Genomic DNA, 26,036 nt, shown 5'->3' on the forward strand with positions numbered 1-26,036 from the left:
CCTCCGCAAGTCCTTCGTTCGGCCTCCTGAAGTCGCGAAGATCAAGATCAAGATCAAGATCAAGATCAAGATCAAGATCTAGATCTAGAGCAACAGCCCAAATCAGAAACTACCAGCACAGTACAGTTGCCCCTCATTTTTCCCATTGACTGTACCGCCGACTCACTCCGCATAATCCACCCATCAATCCTGGAGGTGGCATGCCCAAAACAGTCCTGGTACTGGTAGAAACCGTCGACGATTACCTCCCCCTGCTGGAGCAGTCCGGTTATCACCTGATCCGCGCTCAATCCCCCAAGCTCCGCGCCCAAGCCATCGAGCAACAGGGCGCGCAGATCGACGCCGTGCTCACCCGTGGCCCGCTCGGCCTCACCGCCAGTGAAATGGCCGCGTTGCCCAAATTGCAGATTATCTGCGTCATCGGCGCCGGTTACGAGCAAGTCGACCTGCCCGCCGCCGCAGCCCGCGGCATCACCGTGACCAACGGCGCCGGCGCCAATGCAGAAGCCGTTGCAGACCACGCCATGGCCATGCTCCTGGCCCTGCTGCGCAATATTCCCCAGGCAGACGCCAGCACCCGCCGCGGCGAATGGCAGCGCGTCATCAGCCCGTCGGTGAGCGGCAAGCGCCTCGGCATCGTCGGCCTGGGCGCCGTCGGGCAAGCCATCGCCAGGCGTGCCAAACTCGGTTTTGCCATGCCGGTCAGCTATCACAGCCGCAGCCCCAAAGCCGATCAGCCCTACACCTGGTTCGATAGCCCCGAACGCCTCGCAGAGGCCGTCGATATTCTGGTGGTGGCCACGCCAGGGGGTGCCAACACCCATCACCTGATCAATGCCAGCGTGCTCAAGGCACTGGGCCCGCAGGGTTACCTGGTCAATATCGCCCGCGCCAGCGTGGTCGACACCCAGGCGCTGGTTACTGCCCTGCAAAGCGGCGCGCTGGCAGGTGCTGCATTGGACGTATTCGATGATGAGCCCCAGGTGCCTGATGCCCTGAAAGCACTGCACAACACCGTGCTCACCCCCCACGTAGCGGGCCAGTCGCCTGAAGCCGCGCGAGACACCGTGGCGCTTGTGCTGCGTAACCTGCAGGCATTCTTTGCCGGTGAGCCCGTGTTGACACCCGTTCGCCCGTAACCGTGACACAGAAAGCTGCCTGGTAGCTGCCGGGCCATAAGGAGCATGTCCATGCAACTCGAAATCTTCCAGGTCGATGCCTTCAGTGCCGAACCGTTCGGGGGCAACCCGGCGGCCGTCATCCCGCTTGAACACTGGCTGCCAGACCAGGTGCTGCAGCGTATCGCTGAAGAGAACAACCTGTCCGAAACGGCGTATTTCGTACGCAATGGCGAGGGCTTCGACCTGCGTTGGTTTACCCCCGCCGTGGAAGTGGACCTTTGCGGCCACGCCACCCTGGCATCTGCCTATGTACTGTTCGAACAATTGGGTGAACCCGCCCAGGTGCTGCGCTTCAATACCCGCAGTGGCGAGTTGCGGGTCACCCGGGGGGACGATGGGCTGCTGGCCATGGACTTCCCCGCCAAACAGCCCGTGGCCGAAGAAATGCCTGCAGGTTTGTTGCAGGCACTGAGCCTGCACCAGGCGCTGGCGCTGTACCGCAGCGATGACTACGTGGTGGTGATCGAAGACCCATTGCTGCTGGACGCACTGCAGCCCGACTTCGTCGCGCTGTCGCGCTACGATGTGCGCGGCATTGCCGTGACTGCGGCGGGGCGGGGGTTCGACTTCGTTACCCGTTGGTTCGGGCCGCGGGTGGGCGTGAATGAGGACCCGGTGACAGGCTCGGCGCACACCTCGCTGGCACCGATCTGGGCCGAACGCCTTGGCAAGCAGCGACTGGCCTGCGAGCAGGGCGGGGCGCGAAAGGGCCAGTTGCACTGTGAGGTGCCGGGCAATGGCCGGGTGATCATCAGTGGTCGGGCGGCGCTGTACCTGCGCGGTACGGTGTTTGTCTGACACGTCTGCGCATTCGCGTACCGGCGATGGGCTGCCGGGCCTGAGGCTATACTGGCTTCTTTGTCTTTTTCGGGGAGTGCATCATGGCTTTGGAAACGTCCGGCAGCTGCTTGTGCGGCGCCACCCAGTTGAAGGTTTCGTTTGACCATGCCGATGTCAGCGCCTGCCATTGCAGCATGTGCCGCAAGTGGACCGGCGGCCCGTTGCTGGTGGTGCATTGCAACCAGCCGCCGACGTTCGAGGGCCTCACCCCCGGTGTTTACGATTCGTCCGACTGGGCGCAGCGCGGCTTCTGCAGCCAGTGCGGCACACACCTGTTCTACCGGCTCAGGGCCAACGACAGCTACGCGGTGCCGGTTGGCCTGCTGGATGGCGAGCTGAACTGGCAGTTCAGCCTGCAGATCTTCATCGAGCAGAAGCCAGGTTGGTACTGCTTCGCCAACCAGACCACCTCCCTCACCGGCCAGCAGGCCTTCGAACAGCTGGGCTGATGCCGGCGTGCGGGCTTGCCAAAGCGCTGCAATCCTGAGAAAAGGGCGGCTTTGTCTTTCAGATGGAGTATGCCCGTGAGCCAAGAACTGCAGATCACCGACCTGGTAGAGGGTGATGGCAAAGTCGCCGTCAAAGGCGCCCTCATCACCACTCAATACACCGGCTGGTTGGCCGATGGCAGCGAGTTCGATTCTTCCTGGTCCCGTGGCAAGCCGTTTCAGTGCGTCATCGGCACCGGGCGTGTCATCAAAGGCTGGGACCAAGGGTTGATGGGGATGCGTGTGGGCGGCAAGCGCAAGCTGCAAGTGCCAGCCCACCTGGCCTATGGTGAACGCACCCTGGGCGCCATCCCGCCACACGCCGACCTCACCTTCGAGATCGAGTTACTGGAAGTGCTCACACGGGACGACTGAGCCCCACCAGGCAACAACAGGTTCACCTGCCAGACACAAATGCGCAACAGCAGGTGTCTAGTCTGGGCCTTGCCTAGGGAACGGCATTCACGCTCAGGGAGGAACCAAACGGGTTCGGGGCACTCTGACCCTCACCCGTTGCCAAGGATGGCAATCACGCTCAAGGCGGCCTGCAACAGGCCGGGTACTGTGTCGGGTGCAACCGATTGTTCTGCCACACAGGCCTTGAATTGATGAAATTGCCAGCTTTCTTCCGTCGCCGTCGCCACCCGTTGCTGCTTGGCCTGCTGCTCACGGCAGTGGCCGTGCCGTTGACGCTGGAGGCGCTCGACAGCAGGGCAGAACCTGTGGACGGTACCCAAACCCTGGTGTTTCTGCGGCATGCCGAAAAACCCGGTGAAGGCCTGGGCCAGTTGAATTGCCAGGGGCTGAACCGCGCGCTTGACCTGGCCACGGTATTGCCTGCGCGTTTCGGTAACGCCGATTACGTGTTCGCAGCCAACCCCACGCGGCATGTGGAGGAGGGCAGCCAGGACAAGAGCTACAGCTATATCCGCCCGCTGATGACCATCACCCCCAGTGCCATTCGGCTGGGCCTGCCGGTGAACATCGATTTCAGCGCCAACGACACCGACGAGCTTGCCGACGAACTGCTGCGTGACAAGTACCGCAATGCGACCGTGTACACCGCCTGGTCCCATGGCTACCTGCCGGATCTGATCAATGCCGTCGCCGGCAAGGCGTTGGGTGAAAAGCGGGTGATCACCGAAGACTGGGAGGGTGACGACTTCGACACCCTGTATGTGCTGACCCTGACCTGGCACGACGGCAAGGCCAGCCTGCTCAGCCGTAACGTGCGCCAGGGCCTGAACGACGGCGCCGAAAGCTGCCCCAGCTGATTCATTGCCCAGGGCAGCACCACAACGGGGTCAGCGGCCCAGGCGCATCGGCCAGCCCACTACCTTCTTGGCCCTGGGCGTGGCGTAGGTGCGTACTTTCGATGTGCTCAAGCCCATGCGCACCAGGGCCTCGGCGACTGTCACTGCTGCACTCACGCCATCCACCACCGGTACCCCGGTGCGTTGGCGGATCTGCTCGTCCAGCCCGGCCATGCCGCCACAACCCAGGCAGATGACCTCGGCCTTGTCTTCACGCACGGCACGTTCAGCCTGCTCGACGATGGCCTCTACGGCCCGCTGCGGGTCGGCTTCCAGCTCCAGCACCGCCATGCCGCTGGCGCGCACCGAGGCGCAGAGGTCATACAGGCCCGACAGCTTGAGCCGGTCTTCAATCAGCGGCACCGTGCGGTCCAGTGTGGTGACCACCGAGTAGGCATGCCCCAGGTACATCGCTGTACTGGCCGCCGCATCGGTGATGTCCACCACCGGCACGCTCAACAACTCCTGCAACCCTTCACGCCCGTGCTCGCCGTAGCCGGCCTGGATGACCGCATCGTAGGGGCCTTCGTAGGCCAGTACGCGGTCCATTACCGCGATGGCGGCCAGGTAGCTTTCGAAATTGCCTTCCACTGATTCGGCGCCGAACCAAGGGGTGAGCCCGATGATCTCGGTGCCGGGGGCGGCCACCGCGCGCGCCTGCTCGGCGATGGCATCGGTGATGGCTTCTGTGGTGTTGACGTTGGCGATAAGAATGCGCATGGGCAGTCCTCCCTGTTCAGTGGCTGCTGTGGTCGACGGCGATGCATTCGCCGCTGACATCGTGATAGTGACGGTTGCGTGGGGCGATCAGCAGGTAGATGGCAGCGGCAATGCCTGCGCCGATCAGCCAGGAGAACGGTGCCACGCTGTGGAAATGGGGTACCAGGGCCAGCACGATGGCCAGCAATGCGGCAGGCAGGAATGCCGCGATGGCACGCAGGTTGATGCCCCGCGTGTAGTGATAAGCGCCGGCCGGGTCTTCGCTGTAGAGCTGCGGCACGTTGATGCAGCCTTTGCGCAGCAGCCAATAGTCGGACATGATCACGCCGTACAGCGGCCCCAGCAGGGCGCCCAGGCCAGACAGGAAGTACACGATCACCAGCGGGCTGTTGTACAGGTTCCAGGGCAGGATCAATACCGCCAGGGTGGCGCTGATCAGCCCGGCGCGGCGGAAGTTGAGGTGGCGCGGGGCCAAGTTGCTGAGCACGAAGGCCGGCGCCACGAAATTGGCCATGATGTTCACCGCCACGGTGACGATCAGGAATGCCAGGCAGCCGAGTACCAGGAACGCGGTGCTGGGGATGGCGGCCACGATCTGGGTGGGGCTGTCGATGATCTGCCCGTTGATCTGGAACTGGGCACCGCACAGCACCACCGTGATGACGGCGAACACCAGAATGTTGACCGGCAAGCCCCAGAAGTTGCCTACGCGAATGGTTTTGCGGCAGGGCGAAGACCGGGCGAAGTCGCAGAAGTTGAGCACCAGCGTGCCGTAGATGGCCAGCCACAGCGCGCCGCCGGCAAAGATGTTGCGCCACATGTCAACGCCGGTCAGCGGCTCGGCAACCGACCAGGCAATGCGGGCATCGGCCTTGATGTACATGAACACGGCCAGCGAAGCGACCGTGAGCAGAATCACCGGCCCGGCGAACCCCTCGTAGCGGCGCACCATCTCCATGCCGTAGGCCAGAATGACCAGTTGCACCAGCCAGATGGCCACGAAGCACATCCAGCCCAGGCTCGACAGCCCCAGAATACTGTCATGGTCGTAGGCCGCCAGTTGCGGCCACACGGCGCTCAACAGCACCCGCAGCACCACTGACGCCAGGTACGTCTGGATGCCGAACCAGGCGATGGCGATCACGGCGCGTATCAGGGCGGGGATCTGCGCACCATGGATACCGAAGGCAATCCGGCTGATGACCGGGAACGGGACGCCTGTCTTCTGCCCCATGTAGCCCGACAGGTTCATGAAGAAGTACACCAGTGCCGCACCAATGGCCAGTGACATCAGGATCTGCCAACCGCCCAGTCCCAGGGCAAACAGCCCCATGGCGAAGGAATAGTTGGCGATGTTGTGCACGTCGTTGGTCCACAGGGCGAAGATGCTGTAACCGCCCCAGCGGCGCCCGGCGATGCGGGTGGGCGCCAGGTCGCGGTTGTGCAGGCGGGGGCTGAGGCCGAGGGCTAGCGCGGGGTCGGGCTGTGTGGTGGTGGGTTGGGTGCTGGCGACGGACAGTTCAGGGGCTAGGTTGAGGCTGCTACTCATTCCGGCGGGCTCCTGATGCACGCAGACTGCGATGAGCGGGCATGCACACGGGCTGGCCTTCTCGTCGGTGCAGCGTTGGCATCACAGGGTTCTGGGCGCGGCGGCCAAGGGTGAGTCGGCGTCGCGGGTTATTGTGTATTTATGTTTTGTCCAATTTGTATACAAAACATGAACACACAATAGCGAGTTCCATGCCAAGCCTTGTTGAGTCAGCCACGATCGAAGAGATCAGTACGGATATGATTTTTTTAACTATCTGAATTTATTTAGAAATATTTACATAGACAGACAATTCTTAAATTTCTCAGAGCTGAACTAGTTGATCATTTAGTCAGATTTTAAACGGTTCTGCCTGTAACGTAATGGTGCGCAAAGACACTAAGTGCACACAAAAATGGCACTTATGGTTACGTTTATGTGTACAAAATTTCGTCTGCGGTCACCGGGGCAATTTTCCCGCAGCACGCCAGTGGCTGTAGAATGGCGTTTTTCCCTGTTCGTGACTTTCAATGACCTCGCCGATCCACACCCTTGAGCAACACGTGCTTGCCGCCCTCGACCCAGCCCCACACGAAACCCGCCGCCTGTTCCATGGCCGTGGGCGCTGCTGGCCGGGCCTGGAGCAGGTCACGGTGGACTGGTTGCAGGGCGTGCTCTCAGTGGCGTTGTTTCGTGAGCCGCCCGATGGCCAGCTGGCAGAGCTGGAGGCCATGCTGCTGGCGCTTGCCAAGCGGCCGCAGTGGGCCGGGGAGGCCATTCTTGTTCAGCATCGCTACCTGCCTGACAGCCCCGGCCAGTGGTTGGTGGGTGAGCCTTGCCAACAGCGCGAGGTGGTCGAAGATGGGCTCACCTACTTGCTGGACCTGGGCGTGCGCCAGAACAACGGCCTGTTTCTGGACATGCGCTACGGGCGGCAATGGGTGCGCGAGCAGGCCGGTGGCAAGCGTGTGCTGAACCTGTTCGCCTACACCTGCGGTTTCTCGGTTGCGGCCGTTGCCGGCGGGGCTGAGCAGGTGGTCAACCTGGACATGGCCAAGTCGGCGCTGTCCCGCGGGCGGGAAAACCACCGGCTCAACGGCCACGATGCCTCGCGGGTGGCGTACCTGGGGCACGAACTGTTCAAGTCGTGGGGCAAGGTACGCAAATACGGCCCCTACGACCTGGTGATCATCGACCCGCCCACCTTCCAGCGCGGCAGTTTCGTGCTGACCCAGGATTACGCCAAGATTCTACGGCGGTTGCCAGAGCTGCTGACGCCGGGCGGGACGGTACTGGCCTGCGTGAACGACCCGGCGATAGGGCCGGAGTTCTTGATTGACGGGATGGCGGAGCAGGCGCCTGGCTTGGCGTTTGTCGAACGCCTGGAAAACCCGCCTGAGTTCCCTGATGCGGATTCGGCGGGCGGGCTGAAGGCCCTGGTATTTCGTCAGGCGTAGTCGCGGGGAGGGGCGCCGTGGGGCATCGCGAGCAAGTGCCGGGTGAGGCCGAGCTTGTTCGCGATACCAGGGTGCCGCTTACTGGTTGGTGTAGATCTGGTCAAACACCCCACCATCATTGAAGTGGGTCTTCTGTACTGTGCGCCAGTCACCAAAGGTTTTCTCAACCGACAGGAAGTCCACCTTCGGGAAACGGTCGGTGTACTTGGCCAGCACGGTTGCATCGCGCGGGCGCAGGTAGTTCTGTGCGGCGATTTCCTGTGCAGCAGGTGACCACAGGTACTTCAGGTATTCCTCGGCCACAGCCTGGGTGCCCTTACGGGCTACCACCTTGTCAACGACGCTGACCGGTGGCTCGGCTTCAGCCGAAACGCTGGGGTACACCACCTCGAACTGATCGCGGCCAAACTCCCGGGCGATCATCTCGGCCTCGTTCTCGAAGGTGACCAGCACGTCGCCAATCTGGTTGGTCATGAAGGTGGTGGTTGCCGCGCGGCCACCGGTGTCGAGCACTGGCGCCTGCTTGAACAGCTTGCCCACGAAGTCACGGGCCTTGGCCTCGTCACCGCCCTGCTTGAGCACATAACCCCAGGCCGACAGGTAGGTGTAGCGGCCATTCCCGGAGGTCTTGGGGTTGGGCACGATCACCTGCACGCCATCCTTGAGCAGGTCGGGCCAGTCTTTCAGCGCCTTGGGGTTGCCCTTGCGCACGATGAACACGGTGGCAGAGGTGAACGGGGCGCTGTTGTTCGGCAGCCGTGTTACCCAGTTGTCGGGCACCAGTTTGCCATTGTCGACCAGGGCATTGATGTCGGTAGCCATGTTCATGGTGATGACATCGGCCGGCAGCCCGTCGATCACTGCACGCGCCTGCTTGCTCGAACCGCCGAAGGACATCTGCACGTTGACCTTCTCGTTGTGCTCGGCCTCCCAGTGCTTCTGGAAGGCGGGGTTGTAGTCCTTATAGAAGTCGCGCATCACGTCATAGGAGACGTTGAGCAGGGTCGGTGCTGCCTGGGCGATGTTGCCCAAGGCAAGGCCGGCGGCGAGCAGCGAGGCGGTGAAGAGCTTTTTCACAGGGCGTCCTTGTTGGCGGTAGGGTGTTGGCACATTGCCTGCGACTATAGCGGCTGGCGATGTTGCCTTTAAAGAACAAAAACGCCTTTGGTTATGCCCCGTTGCACGGTTTTATCGCGGGGTAAACAGCTGGCTGCCACAGCGCGAGCAGAAAGCTGCATTGTGCTCGTGGGTGGGTTTGCTGCAGGCAGGGCAATCGTGCTGCAACTGCTCGCCGCGCATGGCATTGGCAAGCTCCGCAGTGAAGATGCCGGTCGGCACTGCAATGATCGAATAACCGGTGGTCATCACCAGCGACGACAGCACCTGCCCCAGGGGTGTTCGCGGCACGATATCGCCGAAGCCGACCGTGGTGAGGGTGACAATGGCCCAGTAGATGCCTTTGGGAATGCTGGTAAAGCCATGCTCCGGCCCCTCGATCACGTACATCAGCGTGCCGAACACGGTGACCAGCGTCGATACACTGACCAGAAACACGATGATCTTCTGCTTGCTGCCGCGCAGGGCGGCAAGCAGGTAATTGGCCTGCTTGAGGTAGGGGCCCAGCTTGAGCACGCGGAAGATCCGCAGCATACGGATGACCCGTACGATCAGCAGGTATTGGGCGTCGCTGTAGTACAGCGCAATGATGCCCGGCACGATCGCCAGCAAATCGACCAGGCCGTAGAAGCTGAACGCATAGCGCAAAGGCCGGGGCGAGCAGTACAGGCGGGTGAGGTATTCGCACAGAAACACCGCAGTGAAGCTCCACTCCAGGGCCGCCAGCAGGCCGCCGTAACCCCGGTGCACCTCGTCGATACTGTCGAGGATCACCGTGACTAGGCTGGCGAGGATGATCAGCAGGAGCGTCTTGTCGAAGCGCCTGCCGGCGACCGTGTCGGTCTGGAAGACGATGACGTAGAGGCGTTCACGCCAGGACTGCGGGGTGGGCATAAGGCGCGGGTCCATAAAGCAAACACCAAGAGTAGAGGATCTGCCCCCTACACGGCAACGCAGCGCCAGAGGCGCTCTAAAAATGCCAGTTTTGTACCGTTGCGGGAGCTGTTACTAATGGCTCCGCGGTGTTCACAGGAGCACGTCAATGGTCAATGCTTGCGTTTCGCCTCGGCTCGCCAGGGCCTACACCGTCTATGGTTACCAAGGCCAGACATCAGGCAGGACGTGGCTTGGTTACACCGGTCAATACCTGGATCGCCGATTACAAGGCTACCCGCTGGGGGCTGGGCACCGTTATTACAGCCCTGCCTTGATGCGATTCGTCAGCAGCGACGTCCATAGCCCGTTTGGTAAAGGCGGGCTGAATGCCTATGTATATTGCGTGGGCAATCCTGTGGTTCTGAGTGATCCAACCGGGCAGGCGCCTGTGAGGTCGAAATATGAAGGGTTGTGGACCCGAACCCCTCAACAGAAACCGGCACCTTCCGCAGTTCCATTATCAAAAGGCAGTGTCAGCCTTGTGAACGGCAGACCTCAGGTCAATATTGCCCCTGGCGATGTTGTGAATATGCTGAAAAACGGGAGATGGGTCGAGTCGGAAGGCAAGACCAGCCTTGAGTTGCCGTTGGGGAGCCTGGTGCAGGGCTCGGAAAACTCCACGCTTAGAATCTCCCTCACGGAAACTACCGTTACCGTCCCCCACGTGGATGCCGTCAAGACAGCCGTCTCATCAGCAACCACGAAACCCGCGGATGGCACCGTGGCTGTACCGCTGCCTGTGGGGTTGGTGCTGCAGTCTGAAAAGAGTGTGTCCTGGAATCAGGCAACCTATCGGGTATCTCATAAAGACCTGACCAATGAGGTTTTACGGCAAATCCGCCAATAGCCTGTCGAGGGCTACGGGCTGGCAGTTTGGGCAGATCGTCTAACCGAAGAGCCCCCATGCATAAGCCAGCATGCCATGACGAAAGGCGCGGTCAGTGGCGCAGTCGGCAGTAGCTTCCACAGTGACTGCAGCGTTACTGCCACGGCGATTGCAGTCAGCGTCGCCAACGGCTTTTCCCCCTGGCGGCTGAACGCCAGTGCCGCCAGCGCCGCATTGAACCCGTAAAGGCCCAGCCAGGCTGCCTCCTGCTGCTCGGTGAGCAGCGCTACGCCACCGCCGATTGCCGAGCCGATCACGGCCCACAGGGCAGCGTAGGGATGCGCGATGAACAGGCCGAGGATGATCAGCAGCCCGGCCAATGGCTGGTCGAGCAAAAAGATTTGGCCCACGCCACGCGCCAACCCATACAGCGGGCCGGCCTCGACGGGGCCGCTTGGCGCAGGGCTGCCAACCAGCAGCACGGCCCAGCCCAGCAGCACGAAGGGGGCGGTGTAGGCGACCAGCAGCTTGCCGCCGCGCTTGCGCCATTGGTGGGTGATGATGCTGGACAGGCCCGCCGCGGCGATGATCAGCGGTGGCTGGATGACCGACCAGGGCAATACCGCACTGATCAAGATGCCGATGAGCACGCCGTTGTAGCTGTACAGCCCGGCCTGGCGGTCGGCACGGTCGTAGCCACGGGCCTGTGCGGTCATCAGGCCGGCCAGGGCGCCAAGCAGGGCGCCGCCGACCAGCCCGGGTGCGGTGAGCAAAATGGCCAACAGGCAGCACAGGCCGCAGGCAGGGCTGCGCAGCAGCAGCACCTGGCTGAATCCGTTGAGCAGCGCCGTGGCCCAGTCGGGGCACGGGTTGACGAAATGTTTTGTGTACATGGGCAGTCAGCAAGGTTGAAAGAGAAGCGGCGGGCCTCTTCGGGCCTCGATTTGTCCGCAGTCAGGTGCAGTGGCCTAGATCAAACTCTCGATCCGCAGCGTGTTGGTCGACCCGGGCTTGCCGAATGGCACCCCGGCCGTGATCAGCAACGTATCACCCCGGCTGGCCATGCCTTGTGCCTGGGCGATTTCAAGGGCGGTGGACACCACCTCGTCCACTTGGCGCAAGCGGTCATTGACCACTGAATGCACGCCCCAGGTCACACTCAGCCGGCGCGCGGTGGCGTGGTTGGGGGTGAGGTTGAGGATCGGCGCGCGGGGTCGCTCGCGGGCAGCGCGCAGGGTCGAGGCGCCCGACTCGCTGTAGTTCACCAGCACCGCCACCGGTAGGATGCCGCTGATGCGGCGGATGGCGCAGCTGATGGCGTCCGACACCGTGGCCTCGGCCTTGGGCCGGCCGACGTCAAGCTGGGCCTGGTAGTCCGGGCCGTTTTCCACCTGGCGGATGATTTTGCTCATCATCTGCACGGCTTCCAGCGGGTAGTCGCCCGAGGCGGTTTCTGCTGACAGCATCACTGCATCGGCGCCTTCGGCCACGGCGTTGGCCACGTCGGTGACCTCGGCGCGGGTAGGGGCCGGGGAGAAACGCATGGACTCAAGCATCTGGGTGGCCACCACCACCGGTTTGCCCAGCTGCCGGCAGGTGTTGATGATGCGCTTCTGAATCTGCGGCACGCTCTCGGCCGGTACCTCCACACCCAGGTCACCGCGGGCCACCATGATGGCGTCGGCCAGTTCGGCGATGGCTTGCAGCTGTTCCACCGCCGACGGCTTTTCGATCTTGGCCATCAGGTAAGCCCGGTCGCCGATCAGGGCGCGTGCTTCGGCGATATCCTGAGGGCGCTGCACGAACGACAGCGCCACCCAGTCCACGCCCAGCTCCAGGCCAAAGGCCAGGTCGCGGCGATCCTTTTCGGTCAGTGGCGAGAGGTCGAGCAGCGCCTGGGGCACGTTGACCCCTTTGCGGTCGGACAGCTCCCCGCCGGCCAACACCTCGGTGTCGATGGCGTCGTGGTGCTTGGCGGTGACCCGCAAGCGCAGCTTGCCGTCGTCCAGCAGCAAGTCCATGCCGGGTTCCAGCGCGGCAATGATCTCTGGGTGCGGCAGGTTCACCCGCTGGGGGCTGCCGGGTGTGGTGTCCAGGTCCAGGCGCAGGGCCTGGCCACGCTGCAGGTACACGTTGCCGTCAGCGAAGCGACCCACCCGCAGCTTGGGCCCTTGCAGGTCCATGAGGATGCCCAGCGGGTAGTTCAGCTGCTGCTCCACATCGCGAATCCACTGGTAGCGCAAGGCGTGGTCGGCGTGTTCGCCGTGGCTGAAATTCAGGCGGAAGATATTTACCCCGGCCTCCACCAGCTGGCGCACGTCGTCGATGGTCTTGATTGCCGGGCCGAGGGTGGCCAGTACCTTCACTTTCTTGTCGGGCGTCATGATGGGTTGCTCTCGAGAATCAGGATGGCGCGGAAGTCGTTGACGTTGGTGCGGGTCGGCTCGGTGACGATCAACGCATCCAGCGCGGCGAAGTAGCCGTAGCCGTTGTTGTTGTCCAGCTCGTCGCTGGCGCTCAGGCCCAGTGCCTGGGCGCGGGCATGGCTGCTGGGGGTCATCAGCGCGCCGGCGTTTTCTTCCGACCCGTCGATGCCATCGGTATCGCCGGCCAGGGCATACACGCCCGGCAGGCCTTTGAGGCTTTCGGTGAGGCTGAGCAGGAACTCGGCGTTGCGCCCGCCGCGGCCGTTGCCCCGTACGGTGACGGTGGTTTCGCCACCGGACAGGATCACGCAGGGAGCTTTGAGCGGCTGGCCGTGCTGGATGATCTGCCGGGCGATGCCCGCGTGCACCTTGGCCACCTCACGCGACTCGCCTTCGAGGTCGCCCAGGATCAGCGGGCTGAAACCCGCCTGGCGGGCTTTGACGGCCGCGGCTTCCAGCGACTGCTGGGGCTTGGCGATCAGCTGGAAATGGCTGCGTGCCAGGGCCGGATCATCGGCCTTGACGGTTTCTGATGCGGGGTTGTTAAGCCAGTCGATGACGGCCTTGGGCGCATCGATGGCGTAGCGTTTGAGGATGGCCAGGGCATCGGCGCGGGTGCTCGGGTCGGCCACGGTAGGGCCGGAGGCGATCACCGTGGCCAGGTCGCCCGGCACATCGGAAATGGCATAGGTGTACACCGTGGCCGGCCAGCAGGCCTTGGCCAGGCGGCCGCCCTTGATCGCCGAGAGGTGCTTGCGCACGCAGTTCATCTCGCCGATGGTGGCGCCGGATTTGAGCAGCGCCTTGTTGATCTGCTGCTTGTCGGCCAGCGTCAGGCCCTGCGCAGGCAGGGCCAGCAGTGCCGAGCCACCGCCAGACAGCAGGAAGATCACGCGGTCGTCTTCGTTGAGGTTGCTGACCAGGTCCAGCACGCGCTTGGCCACGGCCAGGCCGGCAGCGTCGGGAACGGGGTGGGCGGCCTCAACCACTTCGATTTTCTGACAATTGGCCCCATGGCCGTAGCGGGTGACCACCAGGCCGCAGACTTCCCCCTGCCAGCATTTCTCGACCACTTCGGCCATGGCGGCTGCGGCCTTCCCGGCGCCGATGACAATGACCCGGCCGGTACGGTCAGCGGGCAAATACGGCTCAAGGACCTGGCGGGGGTGGGCGGCGGCGATGGCTGTGTCGAACAGCTCGCGAAGAATTTTTTGCGGATCGACCGACATGGCAGGCTCCCAATTATTGTTGTTTTGCACAATCAAAAACGCCCCTGGAAGTGCCTCCGTGCAGGGCGAACCAGGGGCGGGTGTTGCTCGGTTTCACGGGCCGGCCCGTGGTCGCAGGCCAACCAGCGTGTGCTTCAATCGCGAGCTTTGCTCGCTCCTACGGGCCTTATGCTGATCCCGTAGGAGCGAGCGCAGCTCGCGATGAGGCCGGTAGGTTTTATTGCTCGTCGCGAATCGAGAAATTGGCCATGTGTTCCAGGCCCTTGATCAGTGCCGAGTGGTCCCAGTTGCCGCCGCCCAGGGCCTGGCAGGTGTTGAACACCTGCTGGGCATTGGAGGTGTTGGGCAGGTTGATGCCCAGCTCCTTGGCGCCCTGCAGGGCCAGGTTCAGGTCTTTCTGGTGCAGGTTGATGCGGAAGCCCGGGTCGAAGGTGCCCTTGATCATGCGCTCGGCATGCACCTCGAGGATTTTCGACGACGCAAAGCCGCCCATCAGCGCTTCACGCACCTTGGCCGGGTCGGCACCGTTCTTGGCTGCGAACAGCAGCGCTTCGCTGACGGCCTGAATGTTCAGGGCAACGATGATCTGGTTGGCCACTTTGGCGGTCTGGCCGTCGCCGTTGCCACCGACGCGGGTGATGTTCTTGCCCATGGCTTCGAACAGCGGCAGTGCGCGCTCGAAGGCTTTCGGGCAGCCCCCGACCATGATGCTCAGGGTGGCGGCCTTGGCGCCGACTTCACCGCCGGATACCGGGGCGTCCAGGTAGGCAGCGCCCGTGGCTTTGATCTTGTCGGCGAATACCTTGGTGGCGGTGGGGGAAATCGAGCTCATGTCGATGACCACCTTGTTTGGGCCCACGCCTTCGGCCACCCCGTTTTCACCGAACAGCACGCTCTCCACCTGGGGGGTGTCAGGCACCATCACAATGATGAACTCGGCTTCCTGGGCTACTTCCTTGGGGTTGGCCAGGGCCACTGCGCCCGCTGCCAGCAGGTCGGCCGGGGCGGCGTCGTGGTGGGTGGAAACGAACAGGCTGTGCCCTGCTTTTTGCAGGTTCTGGGCCATGGGCTTGCCCATGATGCCGGTGCCGATGAAACCGATTTTAGCCATGAGAAATTACCTCTTTTGTATTTATTGAATCTCGCTAGAGCACGCGATGCAGGCCTTCTGTGGGAGCGGGTTTACCCGCGAAGCAGACGCCGCGGTGGATGGCACCGGCTGCGCCGGTGTTCGCGGGTGAACCCGCTCCCACAGTGGCTGGTGTCTTCCACAGAATCTGGTGGTTCACACAGGCTGATGCCCAGCCCTCAGATCGCGTTATGGGTTTTCAGCCAGCCCAGGCCGGCTTCGGTTGTGGTTTTGGGCTTGTACTCCGCGCCCACCCAGCCTTGGTAACCAATGCGGTCCAGGTGCTCGAACAGGAAGCGGTAGTTGATCTCGCCGGTGCCCGGCTCGTGGCGGCCGGGGTTGTCGGCCAACTGGATATGGTTGATCAAGGGCAGGTTGGCCTCGACGGTGCGCGCCAGGTCACCTTCCATGATCTGCATGTGGTAGATGTCGTACTGCAGGAACAGGTTGTCGCTGCCCACCTCGGCCTGGATGTCCAGCGCTTGCTGGGTGGTATTGAGGTAGAAGCCCGGGATGTCGCGGGTGTTGATCATTTCCATGACCAGGCGAATACCGGCGGCCTTGAGCGTGTCGGCGGCATAGCGCAGGTTGCCCACGAAGGTGCTGCGCACGGTGGCACAGTCCGTGCCTTGCGGGCGAATGCCGGCCAGGGCGTTGACCTGGGTGTTGCCCAGCACCTTGGCGTACGCGATGGCCTTGTCGACACCGGCCCGGAATTCCTCCACCCGGTCAGGGTGGCAGGCAATGCCGCGCTCGCCTTGCGACCAGTCGCCGGCGGGCAGGTTGAACAGCACCTGGGTCAGGCCGTTGGCGTCCAGTTGCTGCTTGATGTCGGCAGCGCTGAAATCATACGGAAAAAGGTATTCGACACCGCTGAAGCCGGCGTCAGCGGCGGCCTTGAAGCGGGCCAGAAAGTCCTGTTCGGTGAACAGCATGGACAGGTTGGCGGCGAAGCGCGGCATGTTGTGTCTCCTTGCGTAGAAGGCCCCCGGCAGCGGCCTGGGGGCGTGCGGCAGTCAGTCCAGCAGCGAGATGGCGGTGGGCGCGTCATTGCCGACCAGGGCCAGGTCTTCGAATTCGTTGACCGCGTTGATCTCGGTGCCCATGGAAATATTGGTCACGCGTTCGAGAATCACCTCCACCACCACGGGCACGCGGAACTCTTCGGCCATTTTTTGCGCCTTGAGCAGGGCAGGGGCGATGTCGCCCGGCTCGAATACGCGCAGTGCCTTGCAGCCCAGGCCTTCGACCACCGCGACGTGGTCGACGCCGTAGGTGGCGGCATCGCTGGCGTTGATGTTCTCGAACGCCAGTTGTACACAGTAATCCATGTCGAAGCCACGCTGCGCCTGGCGGATCAGCCCCAGGTAGGCGTTGTTCACCAGCACGTGAACGTAGGGCAGGTTGAACTGCGCGCCCACGGCCAGTTCCTCGATCATGAACTGGAAGTCGTAGTCACCTGACAGCGCCACCACCTTGCGCTGAGGGTCGGCTTTGACCACGCCCAACGCGGCAGGGATGGTCCAGCCCAGCGGGCCGGCCTGGCCGCAATTGATCCAGTGCCGCGGCTTGTACACATGCAGAAACTGCGCACCGGCAATCTGCGACAGGCCGATGGTGCTGACGTAGCAGGTGTCCTTGCCGAATACCTGGTTCATTTCCTGGTAAACGCGCTGCGGCTTCACCGGCACGTTGTCGAAGTGGGTTTTGCGCTGCAGGCTGGCTTTGCGCTGTTGGCAGTCTTCAAGCCAGGCCTTGCGGCATTTGAGCTTGCCGGCGGCTTGCCACTCGCGCGCCACCTCCAGCAGCTTGTCCAGCGCCAGGCCTGCGTCCGAAACGATGCCCAGGTCGGGGGTGAATACGCGGCCGATCTGGGTCGGCTCGATGTCGACATGGATGAAGGTGCGGCCTTCGGTGTACACGTCCACAGAACCGGTATGGCGGTTGGCCCAGCGGTTGCCGATACCGAACACCAGGTCGGACTTCAGCAGCGTAGCGTTGCCATAGCGGTGCGAGGTCTGCAGGCCGACCATGCCGACCATTTGCGGGTGGTCGTCGGGCAGGGTGCCCCAGCCCATCAGGGTGGGGATGACCGGCACGCCGGTCAGCTCGGCGAAGGCCACCAGTTTGTCGCTGGCATCGGCATTGATGATGCCGCCGCCAGCCACCAGCAGCGGGCGTTCAGCGTCGTTGAGCATGGCCAGGGCTTTTTCCGCCTGTACCCGGGTGGCCGCTGGCTTGTGCACTGGCAAGGGTTCGTAGGCATCGATATCGAATTCGATTTCGGCCATCTGCACGTCGAACGGCAGATCGATCAGCACCGGGCCCGGGCGGCCGCTGCGCATTTCGAAGAACGCCTTCTGGAACGCATAGGGCACCTGGCCCGGCTCCAGCACGGTGGTCGCCCACTTGGTCACCGGCTTGACGATGCTGGTGATGTCCACGGCCTGGAAGTCTTCCTTGTGCAGGCGGGCGCGGGGGGCCTGGCCGGTGATGCACAGAATCGGGATGGAGTCTGCGCTGGCGCTGTACAGGCCGGTGACCATGTCGGTGCCGGCAGGCCCGGAGGTACCGATGCATACGCCGATGTTGCCGGGGTTGGCGCGGGTGTAGCCCTCGGCCATGTGCGAGGCACCTTCGACGTGGCGAGCGAGGACGTGATCGATGCCACCGACTTTTTTCAGGGCCGAATACAGCGGGTTGATGGCAGCCCCGGGGATGCCGAACGCGGTCTCTACACCTTCACGGCGCATGACCAGAACGGCTGCATCGATTGCTCTCATTTTGCTCATGATTTGTGCCTCATCGATTTTGTAATTGTATACAACTTTCTATGCGATTCAGTGTATTCATGCCTGAGTCGTCAGGTCAATGGGTTTTCATCGGGTAAGAACGCTTTGCATGAAGCGCCCGTGCACAAAGGGCTTTGCAGAGACGCCTAGGATTGATCAAAAATATTGTATACAAAAATATTCTTAGTTGTGTTCTATTTGGTCCTCGGTTTTCAACTGCCCCCAGGGCGTCTCACAATAAGAAGAGGACCTTTGCATGAACGCTTTGAACCTGAAAGTCGCGGTCAGCCTGGTAGAGGCTGCGCTGGCGGCAGGCCGAACCGTCAACGCTGCGCCGTTGACCGTTGCAGTGCTGGATGCCGGTGGGCATGTACTGGTATTGCAGCGCGAAGACGGTGCCAGCCTGTTGCGGCCTGAGCTGGCCACGGGCAAGGCCTGGGGCGCCATTGCGCTGGGCAAGGGCTCACGCTTGCTGGCCCTGGATGCCCAGCAGCGGCCGGCGTTTTTTGCGGCGCTCAATGGGCTGGGCGAGCGGCCGGTGGTGCCGGCGCCGGGGGGTGTGCTGATACGTGATCAGGAGGGCAGGGTGTTGGGAGCGGTAGGGATCAGTGGCGATACGTCGGACATCGACGAGCAGTGCGCCATCAGTGCCATCGACGCGGTAGGGCTGCGGGCGGATGCGGGGGTGGTGGCGTGACCAGGGGTGGCCTGCGCTGGCCCTTTCGCGGGTGAACCCGCTCCCACAATGATGGCGCCAGCGCTCGGGCTTTGTGCAAGCCAGCCTCTGCCCCACCACAGCCTCTGCCCCAGGGCTGAATGCCCCTGTGGGAGCAGGTTTACCCGCGAAAGGGCCAGCGCACTACTCAGGCTACCTCAGGCTCGCAGCCTTTGAGCACCATGCGGATGATGGTTTCGGCAGCAGCATCGTAGTCGCTGTCGGCCAGCTTGGCCTTGCCCGTCACGGCCGAAATCTGCCAATCGAAGTCGGCATAGGTCTGGGTCGCTGCCCAGATGCTGAACATCAGATGGTGCGCATCCACATGGGCGATCTGCCCATGGTCGATCCAGTGCTGGATGCACTCGATATTATGCCGTGCCTGCGCATTCAGCTGTTCCACCTGGCTGGGTGACAGGTGCGGTGCGCCGTGCATGATCTCGCTGGCAAACACCTTGGACGCATGGGGCAGGTCACGGGAAATACGAATTTTCGAGCGAATGTACGCGCTGAGCACTTCCTTGGGGTCGCCATCGGCGTTGAACGGCGTGGAGGCCTGCATGATCGGCGCGATGATGCTCTCGAGCACTTCCCGGTACAGGTTGTCCTTGGACTTGAAGTAGTAGTACACGTTGGGCTTGGGCAGCCCGGCCTTGGCCGCGATGTCGCTGGTCTTGGTGGCCGCGAAGCCCTTGTCGGCGAATTCCTCGCTGGCCGCGCGCAGGATCAGTTCCTTGTTGCGCTCGCGAATGGTGCTCATGGTCAGGGATCTTCCTCGTGTCTGGCCACCTCTAAGAGGGATCGGGCATGGTAGCACCGTGCCTGACGGGCGCTCAAGGCAGCGGCCTTGGGCTAGACTCCGGCTCATTCACACACTTGGAAACAGCATAATTATGGCAGCAAGCAGTCTACTGGTACTGATCGACGACATCGCCACGCTGCTCGACGACGTATCGCTGATGACCAAGGTCGCGGCAAAGAAAACCGCTGGCGTGCTGGGGGATGACCTGGCACTCAATGCGCAACAGGTGACCGGCGTGAGCGCCGACCGCGAATTGCCCGTGGTGTGGGCAGTGGCCAAGGGCTCGCTGATGAACAAGGCGATCCTGGTGCCGGCGGCGCTGTTGATCAGCGCGTTCATCCCCTGGGCGGTCACACCGTTGCTGATGGTGGGGGGGGCCTACCTGTGCTTCGAGGGCTTCGAGAAGCTGGCGCATGCGTTCTTCCACGACAAGGACGAAGAACAGGCCAGGCGTGCCAAGCGCAGCGAGGCGCTGGCGGACCAGAACACCGACCTGGTGGCGTTCGAGAAGGCCAAGATCAAGGGGGCCGTGCGCACCGACTTCATTCTCTCTGCTGAGATCATCGCCATCACCTTGGGCATCGTTGCCGATGCGCCACTGACCCAGCAGATCATCGTGCTGTCGGGCATCGCCGTGGTCATGACCATCGGTGTGTACGGGGTGGTGGGCGGGATCGTGAAGCTGGACGACCTGGGCCTGTGGATGAGCCGCAAGGCTTCGCGCCTGGTACAGGCCATCGGCAACGGCATCCTGCGGGCCGCGCCCTACATGATGAAAGCCCTGTCGGTGGTCGGCACGGCGGCCATGTTCCTGGTCGGTGGTGGCATCTTGGTACACGGCATCGCGCCTTTGCACCATGCTGTCGAGGCGTTCAGCGAGGGCCGGGGCGGGGCGTTGACGGGCGCGCTGCTCAACGGCGTGGCCGGTGTGGTCGCCGGTGCCGTGGTGCTGGCGGTGGTGAGTGGAGCGAGCAAGCTGTGGCGTGCGTTGCGCCCCGCCCACTAAGGTGGCTGGCCGGTGCTGCTGCGCCGGCCGCGCACTCAGGTTAGAACAGCACCTTGACCAGGAAACTCATGGTGTTCTGGTCGGTGGTGAAGCCGTCGCTGTCCTTGATCCCGTACTTGTTCTTCCAGTAGTCGTACTCCACACCCACGTACAGCTGCTTTTCGCCCAGGTTCATGGCCTTGCCCAGGTCATACTTGATCTGCGGGTTGAAGTGCAGGTTGGCCTGGTAGGTGCCGCGGCGGTTTTCGTCGTTGTCCACCACCCAGTCCATGTAACCATCGATCAGCACATCCGACGAGCCTACAGGGATGGTGTACGACCACACAGGCGTGATCTGCCAGACGTTGTCACCCGGGCGGCTGCCGTCGGTGGTGCGCTGGTAGAAGTTCAGCTGGAAGTAGTCGAAGCCCGGGATCGCCAGGTCGAACCCTGGGCCGATCAGGTACGCCTCGGTATCACCTTCGCCAAACTCGTAGGTCATGGCCAACAGCACATCCTTGATGGGGCCGAACTCAAACTTCTGGTCGAAGATCTTGCCGAACGACAGGCGCGGGGTGATCTCGCCGTAGTAGGTGTTCGGGCCATTGCCGCTGTCTTTCTGCCCTTGATAGAAGATCTTGTCGACGAAGATGAAGTTGTCGCCATACTTCCAGCCATCGGCGTGCTCGAAGGTGACGGTTTGCTGGGTCGGCGGGTTGACCTTGAAGTTCTTGCCCCACAGGTAGGTGAGGCTGTTGCTCTGCCACTGCAGCAGGTCGCCACCGAAGGTGGTGCCGCACGCCAGCAGGCCGCCGGCCAGGATCAGGCTGTTGATGATACGCATCGCGTGTGTCGCTCCCTTGATTGGTCAGTTGTCAGCGCTCGTTGATGGCGCTTTTTCTGTCTTTTTAGTCAGCTTTTTTCGTTTGGCCATAGCTGTTTGGCAAGGGTCGCGCCAACTTTTCCAGGTTGGCCGAACCGTCCTGCTCGACGTCGTTCTGAACGGATGAAAAGGGTCTTTCAGGCTGGCAACACGTCGGCCAACCGCCCGAATTCATTGACTGAGCGGTCAGTTAACGCAGGCAGAATCCGTTCTGCCCCGATCGAGGGGGCGCGCAGGTTACTGGCTTGCGCGCCTGGCCTCAAGTGCTCCTTCCTGGCGCACGTGGTACAAACTTGTGCGTTTGGTCAGCTTCCTAGAAGTGCACCTTGACCAAGGCGCTGGCCACGCTCTGGTTGGTGCTCAGGCTGCCGCGGCTGTCGATGCCGTATTTGTCTTTCCAGTAGCTGTATTCAAAGCCCACGTACAACTGCCGGGCGCCGAAATTCAGGGCCTTGCCCAGGTCGTATTTCACCTGTGGGTTGAAGTGCAGGTTGGCGTGGTAGGTGCCACGGCGGTTCTGGTCGTTGTCCGTGACCCAGTCCATGTAGCCGTCTATCAGAATGTCGGATTTGCCGACAGGCACGGTGTACGACCAGGCCGGGGTGATTTGCCAGACGTTGTCGCCCGGGCGGCTGCCCTCGGTGTTGCGCACGTAGAAATTGAGCACGAAATAGTTGAAACCCGGCACGTCCAGGTCAAACCCCGGGCCGATCAGGTACGCCTCGTTGTCACCTTCGCCGCGCTCGTAGGTCATGGCGAGCAGCACGTCCTTGATCGGCCCGAAGGCCAGCTTGCGGTCGAGGATCTTGCCCAATGACAGGCGCGGGCTGAACTCGCCGTAGTAAGTGGTTACGCCTTTGCCCGGGTCGGCTTTGCCGTTGTAGAAGATCTTGTCGACGAACAGAAAAGTGTCGCCGTACTTCCATTTGTTGGCATGCTCGAACGTGACGGTTTGCTGGATATCAGGGTTTACCTTGAAATCCTTGCCATACAGGTAGGTCAGGCTTTCGCCGTGCCATTGCAGCCATTCGCCAGCGTGGGTGGGCGCGTTGGCCAGCAGGCTGCTGCCCAGCAACAGGGACGAGGTGATGTGTTTCATGGAGGGCTCCCGGCCTTATTGTTCTTGTTGGTTGGTGCGGCGGGCAGGGGCGGCATGGCGCCGCCCCGGTCTTCAGTGGGGGTGGCAGGGCGCGTTGTGCGCCGCGCGGTCAGCCCCGCCCAGAATGTTGAACAGCACATTCAGCACCAGTGCACTGACCGTGGCCATGGCAATGCCGCTGTGGGTGATCGGCTCCATCCACTGGGGCATCTGGGCGAAGAATTCCGGGCGCACCACCGGGATGAGCCCGAAACCCACGCTGACCGCCACCAGCAACTGGTTGCGCCGGTCACCAATGTCGGCTTCCTGAAGAATCTTGATCCCTGTGGCGGTGACCATGCCGAACATGGCGATGGAGGCGCCGCCCAGCACGGCCGGTGGTATCGAGGCAATCAGGAACGCCGCCTTGGGCAGCAGGCTGAGCAGCACCAACAGGGCACCGGCAACCACGGTGACGTAGCGGCAGCGTACGCCGGTCATCTGCACCAGGCCGATGTTCTGGGCGAACGAGGAATGGGTGAAGGTGTTGAAAAACCCGGCGATGAACGAAGCGCCGGCATCGCACAGCAGGCCGCGCCGTAGCATCCCCGGGGTGACTTCCCGGTCGGTGACCTTGCCCAACGCCAGGAACATGCCCGTGGACTCGACGAAGATGATCACTACCACCAGGCACATGGACAGGATGGGCGCCAGGCTGAAGGTGGGCATGCCAAAGTGCAGGGGCGTTACCACCTGCAACCAGGGTGCAGCCCCCAGCCCTGACAGGTCGACCATGCCGATGGCGCCGGCCAGCAGGTAGCCGAGGCCCATGCCCACCAGCACCGAGACATTCACCCAGAACCCGCGCATGAAGCGGTTGATCAGCAGGATGACCGCCAGCACCAGGCCGGCCACCAGCAGGTAGACCGGCGAGCCGAAGGTGGTGGCCTGCTGGCCCCCACCTGCCCAGTTCACGGCCACAGGGAACAGCGACAGGCCAATGGACGTGATCACGGTGCCGGTGACCAGGGGCGGGAAGAACCGCACCACCTTGGACATGAACGGTGCGACCAGCATGCCGAAGAACCCGGCGGCGATGGTGGCGCCGAAAATGCCTTGCAGGCCCACACCGGGCATGCCGGCCATGGCCACCATGCTGCCGACGGCGGCAAAGCTGGCGCCCATCATCACCGGCATGCGAATGCCCACAGGGCCGATACCGAAGGACTGCACGATGGTTGCAACACCGGCCACCAGCAGGTCGGCGTTGATCAGGAAGGCAACCTCTTCGCGGGACAGCCCTGCGGCCTGGCCAATGATCAGCGGCACCGCGATGGCACCCCCGTACATCAGCAGCACATGTTGCAGGCCCACCAGGATGAGTTGGAACAGCGGCAATGGCTGTCGGGGTGGCGCTACTGGAATGTAGGCCTTGCGTGACTCGGACATGCAGCACCTCGAGTTTTGTTTTTATTCTCGGATCCAAGCAGCAGGTATCAGGCGGTACGTTCCAGCACGACATGCTGGGTTACCGCCATGAAACCTGGCGCTCGATGCTTGCTTGTTGCGTAACACAGGCGCGTCGAGGCCTTTGGCTAGCGGCCTCTATGCGCCAGTCAGGTGCTCGGCAAGCCCACCCCAGCAAGGGAATGCCCTCGGGGGTGGGTTGGCCGGCGGGGTGTGGTCAGTTGACCGGGGCGCCTTTGGCGATCCAGTCACCCACCAGCTTGCGCTCTTCGGTGGTCATCTGGGTGATGTTGCCCAGCGGCATGATCTGGCTGGCCACGGCCTGCGCCTGGATGCGCGCAGCCTGGGCCTGGATCTGCTGCGGGGTGTCGAACATCACGCCGGCCGGGGCGGCGCTGAACAGTGGGCTGGTCGGTTTGGACGAATGGCACACGGTGCAGCGTTCCTGGATGACGTTGTGAATCTTGTCGAAACTCTCGCCACCTGCCTGGGCAGTCGCTTGCGCGGGGGCGGCGGCTTCAGCCGGTTTGGCCGCCTGCTCGGCGCGCAGCTCGGCGGCAGTCTTGCCGCCCACTGCCGTGGCTGGGAGTGGCTGGTACTCCACCTTCGCGGCAGCTTGCTCAGGGCTCACGGCCATTGGCCGGGGGCCGGTGACGTAGGCCAGGCAGATCATCGCCAGGGCGCCGGCGGGCAGGGTCCAGGCATACTTGTTGCTGTCGTGGCGCGTGTTGAAATAGTGGCGGATGAGCACCGCGGCCACGGCGATCCCGGCCAGGATCAGCCAGTTGTACTGGCTGCCATAGGTGCTGGGGAAGTGGTTGCTGATCATGATGAACAGCACCGGCAAGGTGAAGTAGTTGTTATGGCGCGAACGCAGCAGCCCCTTGGCCGGCAGCAACGGGTCGGGCGTGGTGTTGTTCTCGATCGCCGCCACCAGCTGGCGCTGGGCCGGCATGATGATGCGGAACACGTTGCCGACCATGATGGTGCCGATGATGGCGCCTGTGTGCAGGTAGGCGCCACGGCCGCTGAACACCAGGCTGAAGCCCCAGCAGGCCGCGATGATCAGCACGAACAGCACCGCACCCAGCAGCATGGGCTTTTTACCCAGCGGCGAGTCGCAGAGGAAGTCGTAGACGAACCAGCCGGCCACCAGCGAACCGATACCGATGGCCACGCCCTCGGCGCCGCTCAGGGTACTGCCCGGGGCCAGCAGGTACAGCGTTGGGTTCCAGTAGAACACCACGCACAGCAGGGCAATGCCGGACATCCAGGTGAAGTAGGCTTCCCATTTGAACCAGTGCAGGTTCTCGGGCATTTTCGGCGGTGCCAGCTTGTATTTTTCGAGGTGGTAGATACCCCCCCCGTGTATGGCCCACAAATCACCCGACAACCCATCGCGTGGGTTGCTGCGGTTGAGGTTGTTTTCCAGCCAGACGAAGTAGAACGATGCACCGATCCAGGCCACGCCGGTGATCATGTGAACCCAGCGAATGCTCAGGTTCAGCCACTCGTGAAGGTGTGCTTCCACAGTATGTACCTCTTGCCGACCACAGCCCCGGGACGATGACGGGGCATGACCGACCTTTTCTTATTGGTGGGGATTGAGGATCAGCATCTGCTCCTCGCTGAAGTAATGCTCATCGCAGTTGTTACCTGCACCACTGCGATCAACCACCAGGAAGTCATCCCGCTTTTCGATCGTCAGCACCGGGTGGTGCCAGACGCCGCGATGGTAATTGACGCCCTGCCTGCCATTACTGCGGAAGGCACGGACCAGACCTGATACAGGTGCATCGCCAATGGGCGCGACCACGATCAGAAAGGGGTTGCCGAGCAGCGGGATGAAAGCCTGGCTGCCCAGCGGATGGCGTTCCAGCATGCGCACGGTCAGCGGCATGTCCAGCGCTTCGGCGCGGAAGATGCTGATGATGGCGTTGTCTTCAGGCTCGGCGGTTTCGACCGTGGCGAGCTTGTGAAAGCGCATGGTCGAGCCGTTGTTGATCATGAAGTGGTCGCTGCCATCGGTTTCGATCACGTCACCGAAGGGGGCGAAGGCTTCTTTGGTCAGGGGCTCGATCATCAGGGTGCGCATGCGGTTATCTCTTCTGTTGTGCGTTGTTCT

At 62.6% G+C, this 26,036-nt stretch carries 25 protein-coding genes; 9 read left to right on the forward strand and 16 right to left on the reverse strand.

Annotated features, from left to right (window positions below; translation table 11 throughout):
• Positions 1–200 precede the first annotated feature (200 nt).
• The 5 genes from IAE33_RS18890 to IAE33_RS18910 all read left to right on the forward strand — a co-directional run bounded on the left by IAE33_RS18890 (position 201) and on the right by IAE33_RS18910 (position 3,783).
• Positions 201–1,139, forward strand: a complete 939-nt coding sequence (locus IAE33_RS18890; RefSeq protein ID WP_201164630.1) for a 2-hydroxyacid dehydrogenase — start codon at positions 201–203, stop codon at positions 1,137–1,139.
• Positions 1,140–1,190: 51 nt separating this feature from the next.
• Positions 1,191–1,979 (forward strand): PhzF family phenazine biosynthesis protein, encoded by a 789-nt coding sequence (locus IAE33_RS18895; protein WP_201164631.1) that lies wholly within the window; start codon positions 1,191–1,193, stop codon positions 1,977–1,979.
• A gap of 83 nt (positions 1,980–2,062) precedes the next feature.
• The gene (locus IAE33_RS18900; protein WP_201164632.1) at positions 2,063–2,470 is read left to right on the forward strand and encodes a GFA family protein; all 408 of its coding nucleotides are present in this window, start codon (positions 2,063–2,065) and stop codon (positions 2,468–2,470) included.
• A gap of 75 nt (positions 2,471–2,545) precedes the next feature.
• On the forward strand, positions 2,546–2,884 hold the full coding sequence (locus IAE33_RS18905) for an FKBP-type peptidyl-prolyl cis-trans isomerase (protein WP_028632121.1): 339 nt from the start codon (positions 2,546–2,548) through the stop codon (positions 2,882–2,884).
• Positions 2,885–3,117: 233 nt separating this feature from the next.
• Positions 3,118–3,783 (forward strand): hypothetical protein, encoded by a 666-nt coding sequence (locus IAE33_RS18910; protein ID WP_028632122.1) that lies wholly within the window; start codon positions 3,118–3,120, stop codon positions 3,781–3,783.
• A 30-nt stretch (positions 3,784–3,813) separates the two neighbouring features.
• Here the strand turns inward: IAE33_RS18910 and IAE33_RS18915 are convergent, their stop codons facing one another.
• Together IAE33_RS18915 and IAE33_RS18920 are read right to left on the reverse strand one after the other, a co-directional pair.
• On the reverse strand, positions 3,814–4,542 hold the full coding sequence (locus IAE33_RS18915) for an aspartate/glutamate racemase family protein (protein WP_201164633.1): 729 nt from the start codon (positions 4,540–4,542) through the stop codon (positions 3,814–3,816).
• 16 nt (positions 4,543–4,558) lie between these two features.
• Positions 4,559–6,091, reverse strand: coding sequence for an NCS1 family nucleobase:cation symporter-1 (locus tag IAE33_RS18920; RefSeq protein WP_201164634.1), 1,533 nt, complete (start codon positions 6,089–6,091; stop codon positions 4,559–4,561).
• 509 nt (positions 6,092–6,600) lie between these two features.
• On the opposite strand from IAE33_RS18920, the gene IAE33_RS18925 reads away from it, so the two are divergent.
• Positions 6,601–7,527, forward strand: a complete 927-nt coding sequence (locus IAE33_RS18925; RefSeq protein ID WP_201164635.1) for a class I SAM-dependent methyltransferase — start codon at positions 6,601–6,603, stop codon at positions 7,525–7,527.
• 78 nt (positions 7,528–7,605) lie between these two features.
• Here IAE33_RS18925 and IAE33_RS18930 read toward each other — a convergent pair whose 3' ends face one another.
• Both IAE33_RS18930 and IAE33_RS18935 read right to left on the reverse strand, forming a co-directional pair.
• Positions 7,606–8,604: a sulfate ABC transporter substrate-binding protein gene (locus IAE33_RS18930; RefSeq protein ID WP_028632126.1), complete on the reverse strand. Its 999-nt coding sequence runs from the start codon at positions 8,602–8,604 to the stop codon at positions 7,606–7,608.
• Positions 8,605–8,715: 111 nt separating this feature from the next.
• Positions 8,716–9,537, reverse strand: a complete 822-nt coding sequence (locus tag IAE33_RS18935; protein WP_201164655.1) for an ion transporter — start codon at positions 9,535–9,537, stop codon at positions 8,716–8,718.
• A gap of 148 nt (positions 9,538–9,685) precedes the next feature.
• On the opposite strand from IAE33_RS18935, the gene IAE33_RS18940 reads away from it, so the two are divergent.
• A complete protein-coding gene (locus IAE33_RS18940; protein WP_201164636.1) occupies positions 9,686–10,426 on the forward strand; it encodes an RHS repeat-associated core domain-containing protein in 741 nt (246 codons plus the stop codon).
• Between the two features lie 11 nt (positions 10,427–10,437).
• Here the strand turns inward: IAE33_RS18940 and IAE33_RS18945 are convergent, their stop codons facing one another.
• The 6 genes from IAE33_RS18945 to gcl form a co-directional block, all read right to left on the reverse strand.
• On the reverse strand, positions 10,438–11,298 hold the full coding sequence (locus IAE33_RS18945; protein WP_201164637.1) for an urea transporter: 861 nt from the start codon (positions 11,296–11,298) through the stop codon (positions 10,438–10,440).
• A gap of 75 nt (positions 11,299–11,373) precedes the next feature.
• Entirely contained in the window at positions 11,374–12,789 is a 1,416-nt protein-coding gene (gene pyk / locus IAE33_RS18950; protein ID WP_201164638.1) for a pyruvate kinase, read from the reverse strand.
• The gene (locus IAE33_RS18955) at positions 12,786–14,060 is read right to left on the reverse strand and encodes a glycerate kinase type-2 family protein (RefSeq protein ID WP_201164639.1); all 1,275 of its coding nucleotides are present in this window, start codon (positions 14,058–14,060) and stop codon (positions 12,786–12,788) included. Before IAE33_RS18955 ends, pyk begins: the two co-directional genes overlap by 4 nt.
• A gap of 217 nt (positions 14,061–14,277) precedes the next feature.
• Positions 14,278–15,171 carry a 2-hydroxy-3-oxopropionate reductase gene (locus IAE33_RS18960; protein WP_201164640.1) on the reverse strand — a complete coding sequence of 298 codons (894 nt, stop codon included), beginning with the start codon at positions 15,169–15,171 and terminating at the stop codon, positions 14,278–14,280.
• A gap of 197 nt (positions 15,172–15,368) precedes the next feature.
• Entirely contained in the window at positions 15,369–16,151 is a 783-nt protein-coding gene (gene hyi / locus IAE33_RS18965; protein WP_201164641.1) for a hydroxypyruvate isomerase, read from the reverse strand.
• 54 nt (positions 16,152–16,205) lie between these two features.
• Positions 16,206–17,981, reverse strand: a complete 1,776-nt coding sequence (gene gcl, locus IAE33_RS18970) for a glyoxylate carboligase (protein ID WP_201164642.1) — start codon at positions 17,979–17,981, stop codon at positions 16,206–16,208.
• 256 nt (positions 17,982–18,237) lie between these two features.
• On the opposite strand from gcl, the gene IAE33_RS18975 reads away from it, so the two are divergent.
• On the forward strand, positions 18,238–18,678 hold the full coding sequence (locus IAE33_RS18975) for a GlcG/HbpS family heme-binding protein (protein ID WP_201164643.1): 441 nt from the start codon (positions 18,238–18,240) through the stop codon (positions 18,676–18,678).
• 166 nt (positions 18,679–18,844) lie between these two features.
• On the opposite strand, the gene IAE33_RS18980 is transcribed toward IAE33_RS18975, so the two are convergent.
• Positions 18,845–19,456 carry a TetR/AcrR family transcriptional regulator gene (locus IAE33_RS18980; protein ID WP_028632135.1) on the reverse strand — a complete coding sequence of 204 codons (612 nt, stop codon included), beginning with the start codon at positions 19,454–19,456 and terminating at the stop codon, positions 18,845–18,847.
• A 133-nt stretch (positions 19,457–19,589) separates the two neighbouring features.
• Between IAE33_RS18980 and IAE33_RS18985 the strand changes: the two genes are divergently transcribed.
• Positions 19,590–20,504, forward strand: a complete 915-nt coding sequence (locus IAE33_RS18985) for a DUF808 domain-containing protein (RefSeq protein WP_201164644.1) — start codon at positions 19,590–19,592, stop codon at positions 20,502–20,504.
• A gap of 40 nt (positions 20,505–20,544) precedes the next feature.
• Here the strand turns inward: IAE33_RS18985 and IAE33_RS18990 are convergent, their stop codons facing one another.
• From IAE33_RS18990 to IAE33_RS19010, 5 genes are all read right to left on the reverse strand, one after another.
• Positions 20,545–21,327, reverse strand: a complete 783-nt coding sequence (locus IAE33_RS18990) for an outer membrane protein OmpK (RefSeq protein ID WP_060483534.1) — start codon at positions 21,325–21,327, stop codon at positions 20,545–20,547.
• 352 nt (positions 21,328–21,679) lie between these two features.
• Entirely contained in the window at positions 21,680–22,465 is a 786-nt protein-coding gene (locus IAE33_RS18995) for an outer membrane protein OmpK (RefSeq protein WP_201164645.1), read from the reverse strand.
• A 72-nt stretch (positions 22,466–22,537) separates the two neighbouring features.
• Complete coding sequence (locus tag IAE33_RS19000; protein WP_028632139.1) at positions 22,538–23,893, reverse strand: nucleobase:cation symporter-2 family protein; 1,356 nt, start codon at positions 23,891–23,893, stop codon at positions 22,538–22,540.
• 235 nt (positions 23,894–24,128) lie between these two features.
• Entirely contained in the window at positions 24,129–25,442 is a 1,314-nt protein-coding gene (locus IAE33_RS19005; RefSeq protein WP_028632140.1) for a urate hydroxylase PuuD, read from the reverse strand.
• Between the two features lie 60 nt (positions 25,443–25,502).
• Positions 25,503–26,006 (reverse strand): ureidoglycolate lyase, encoded by a 504-nt coding sequence (locus IAE33_RS19010; RefSeq protein WP_028632141.1) that lies wholly within the window; start codon positions 26,004–26,006, stop codon positions 25,503–25,505.
• Positions 26,007–26,036 lie beyond the last annotated feature (30 nt).

This window comes from Pseudomonas sp. S60 (assembly GCF_016647865.1).
Taxonomy (GTDB): Bacteria; Pseudomonadota; Gammaproteobacteria; order Pseudomonadales; family Pseudomonadaceae; genus Aquipseudomonas; species Aquipseudomonas parafulva.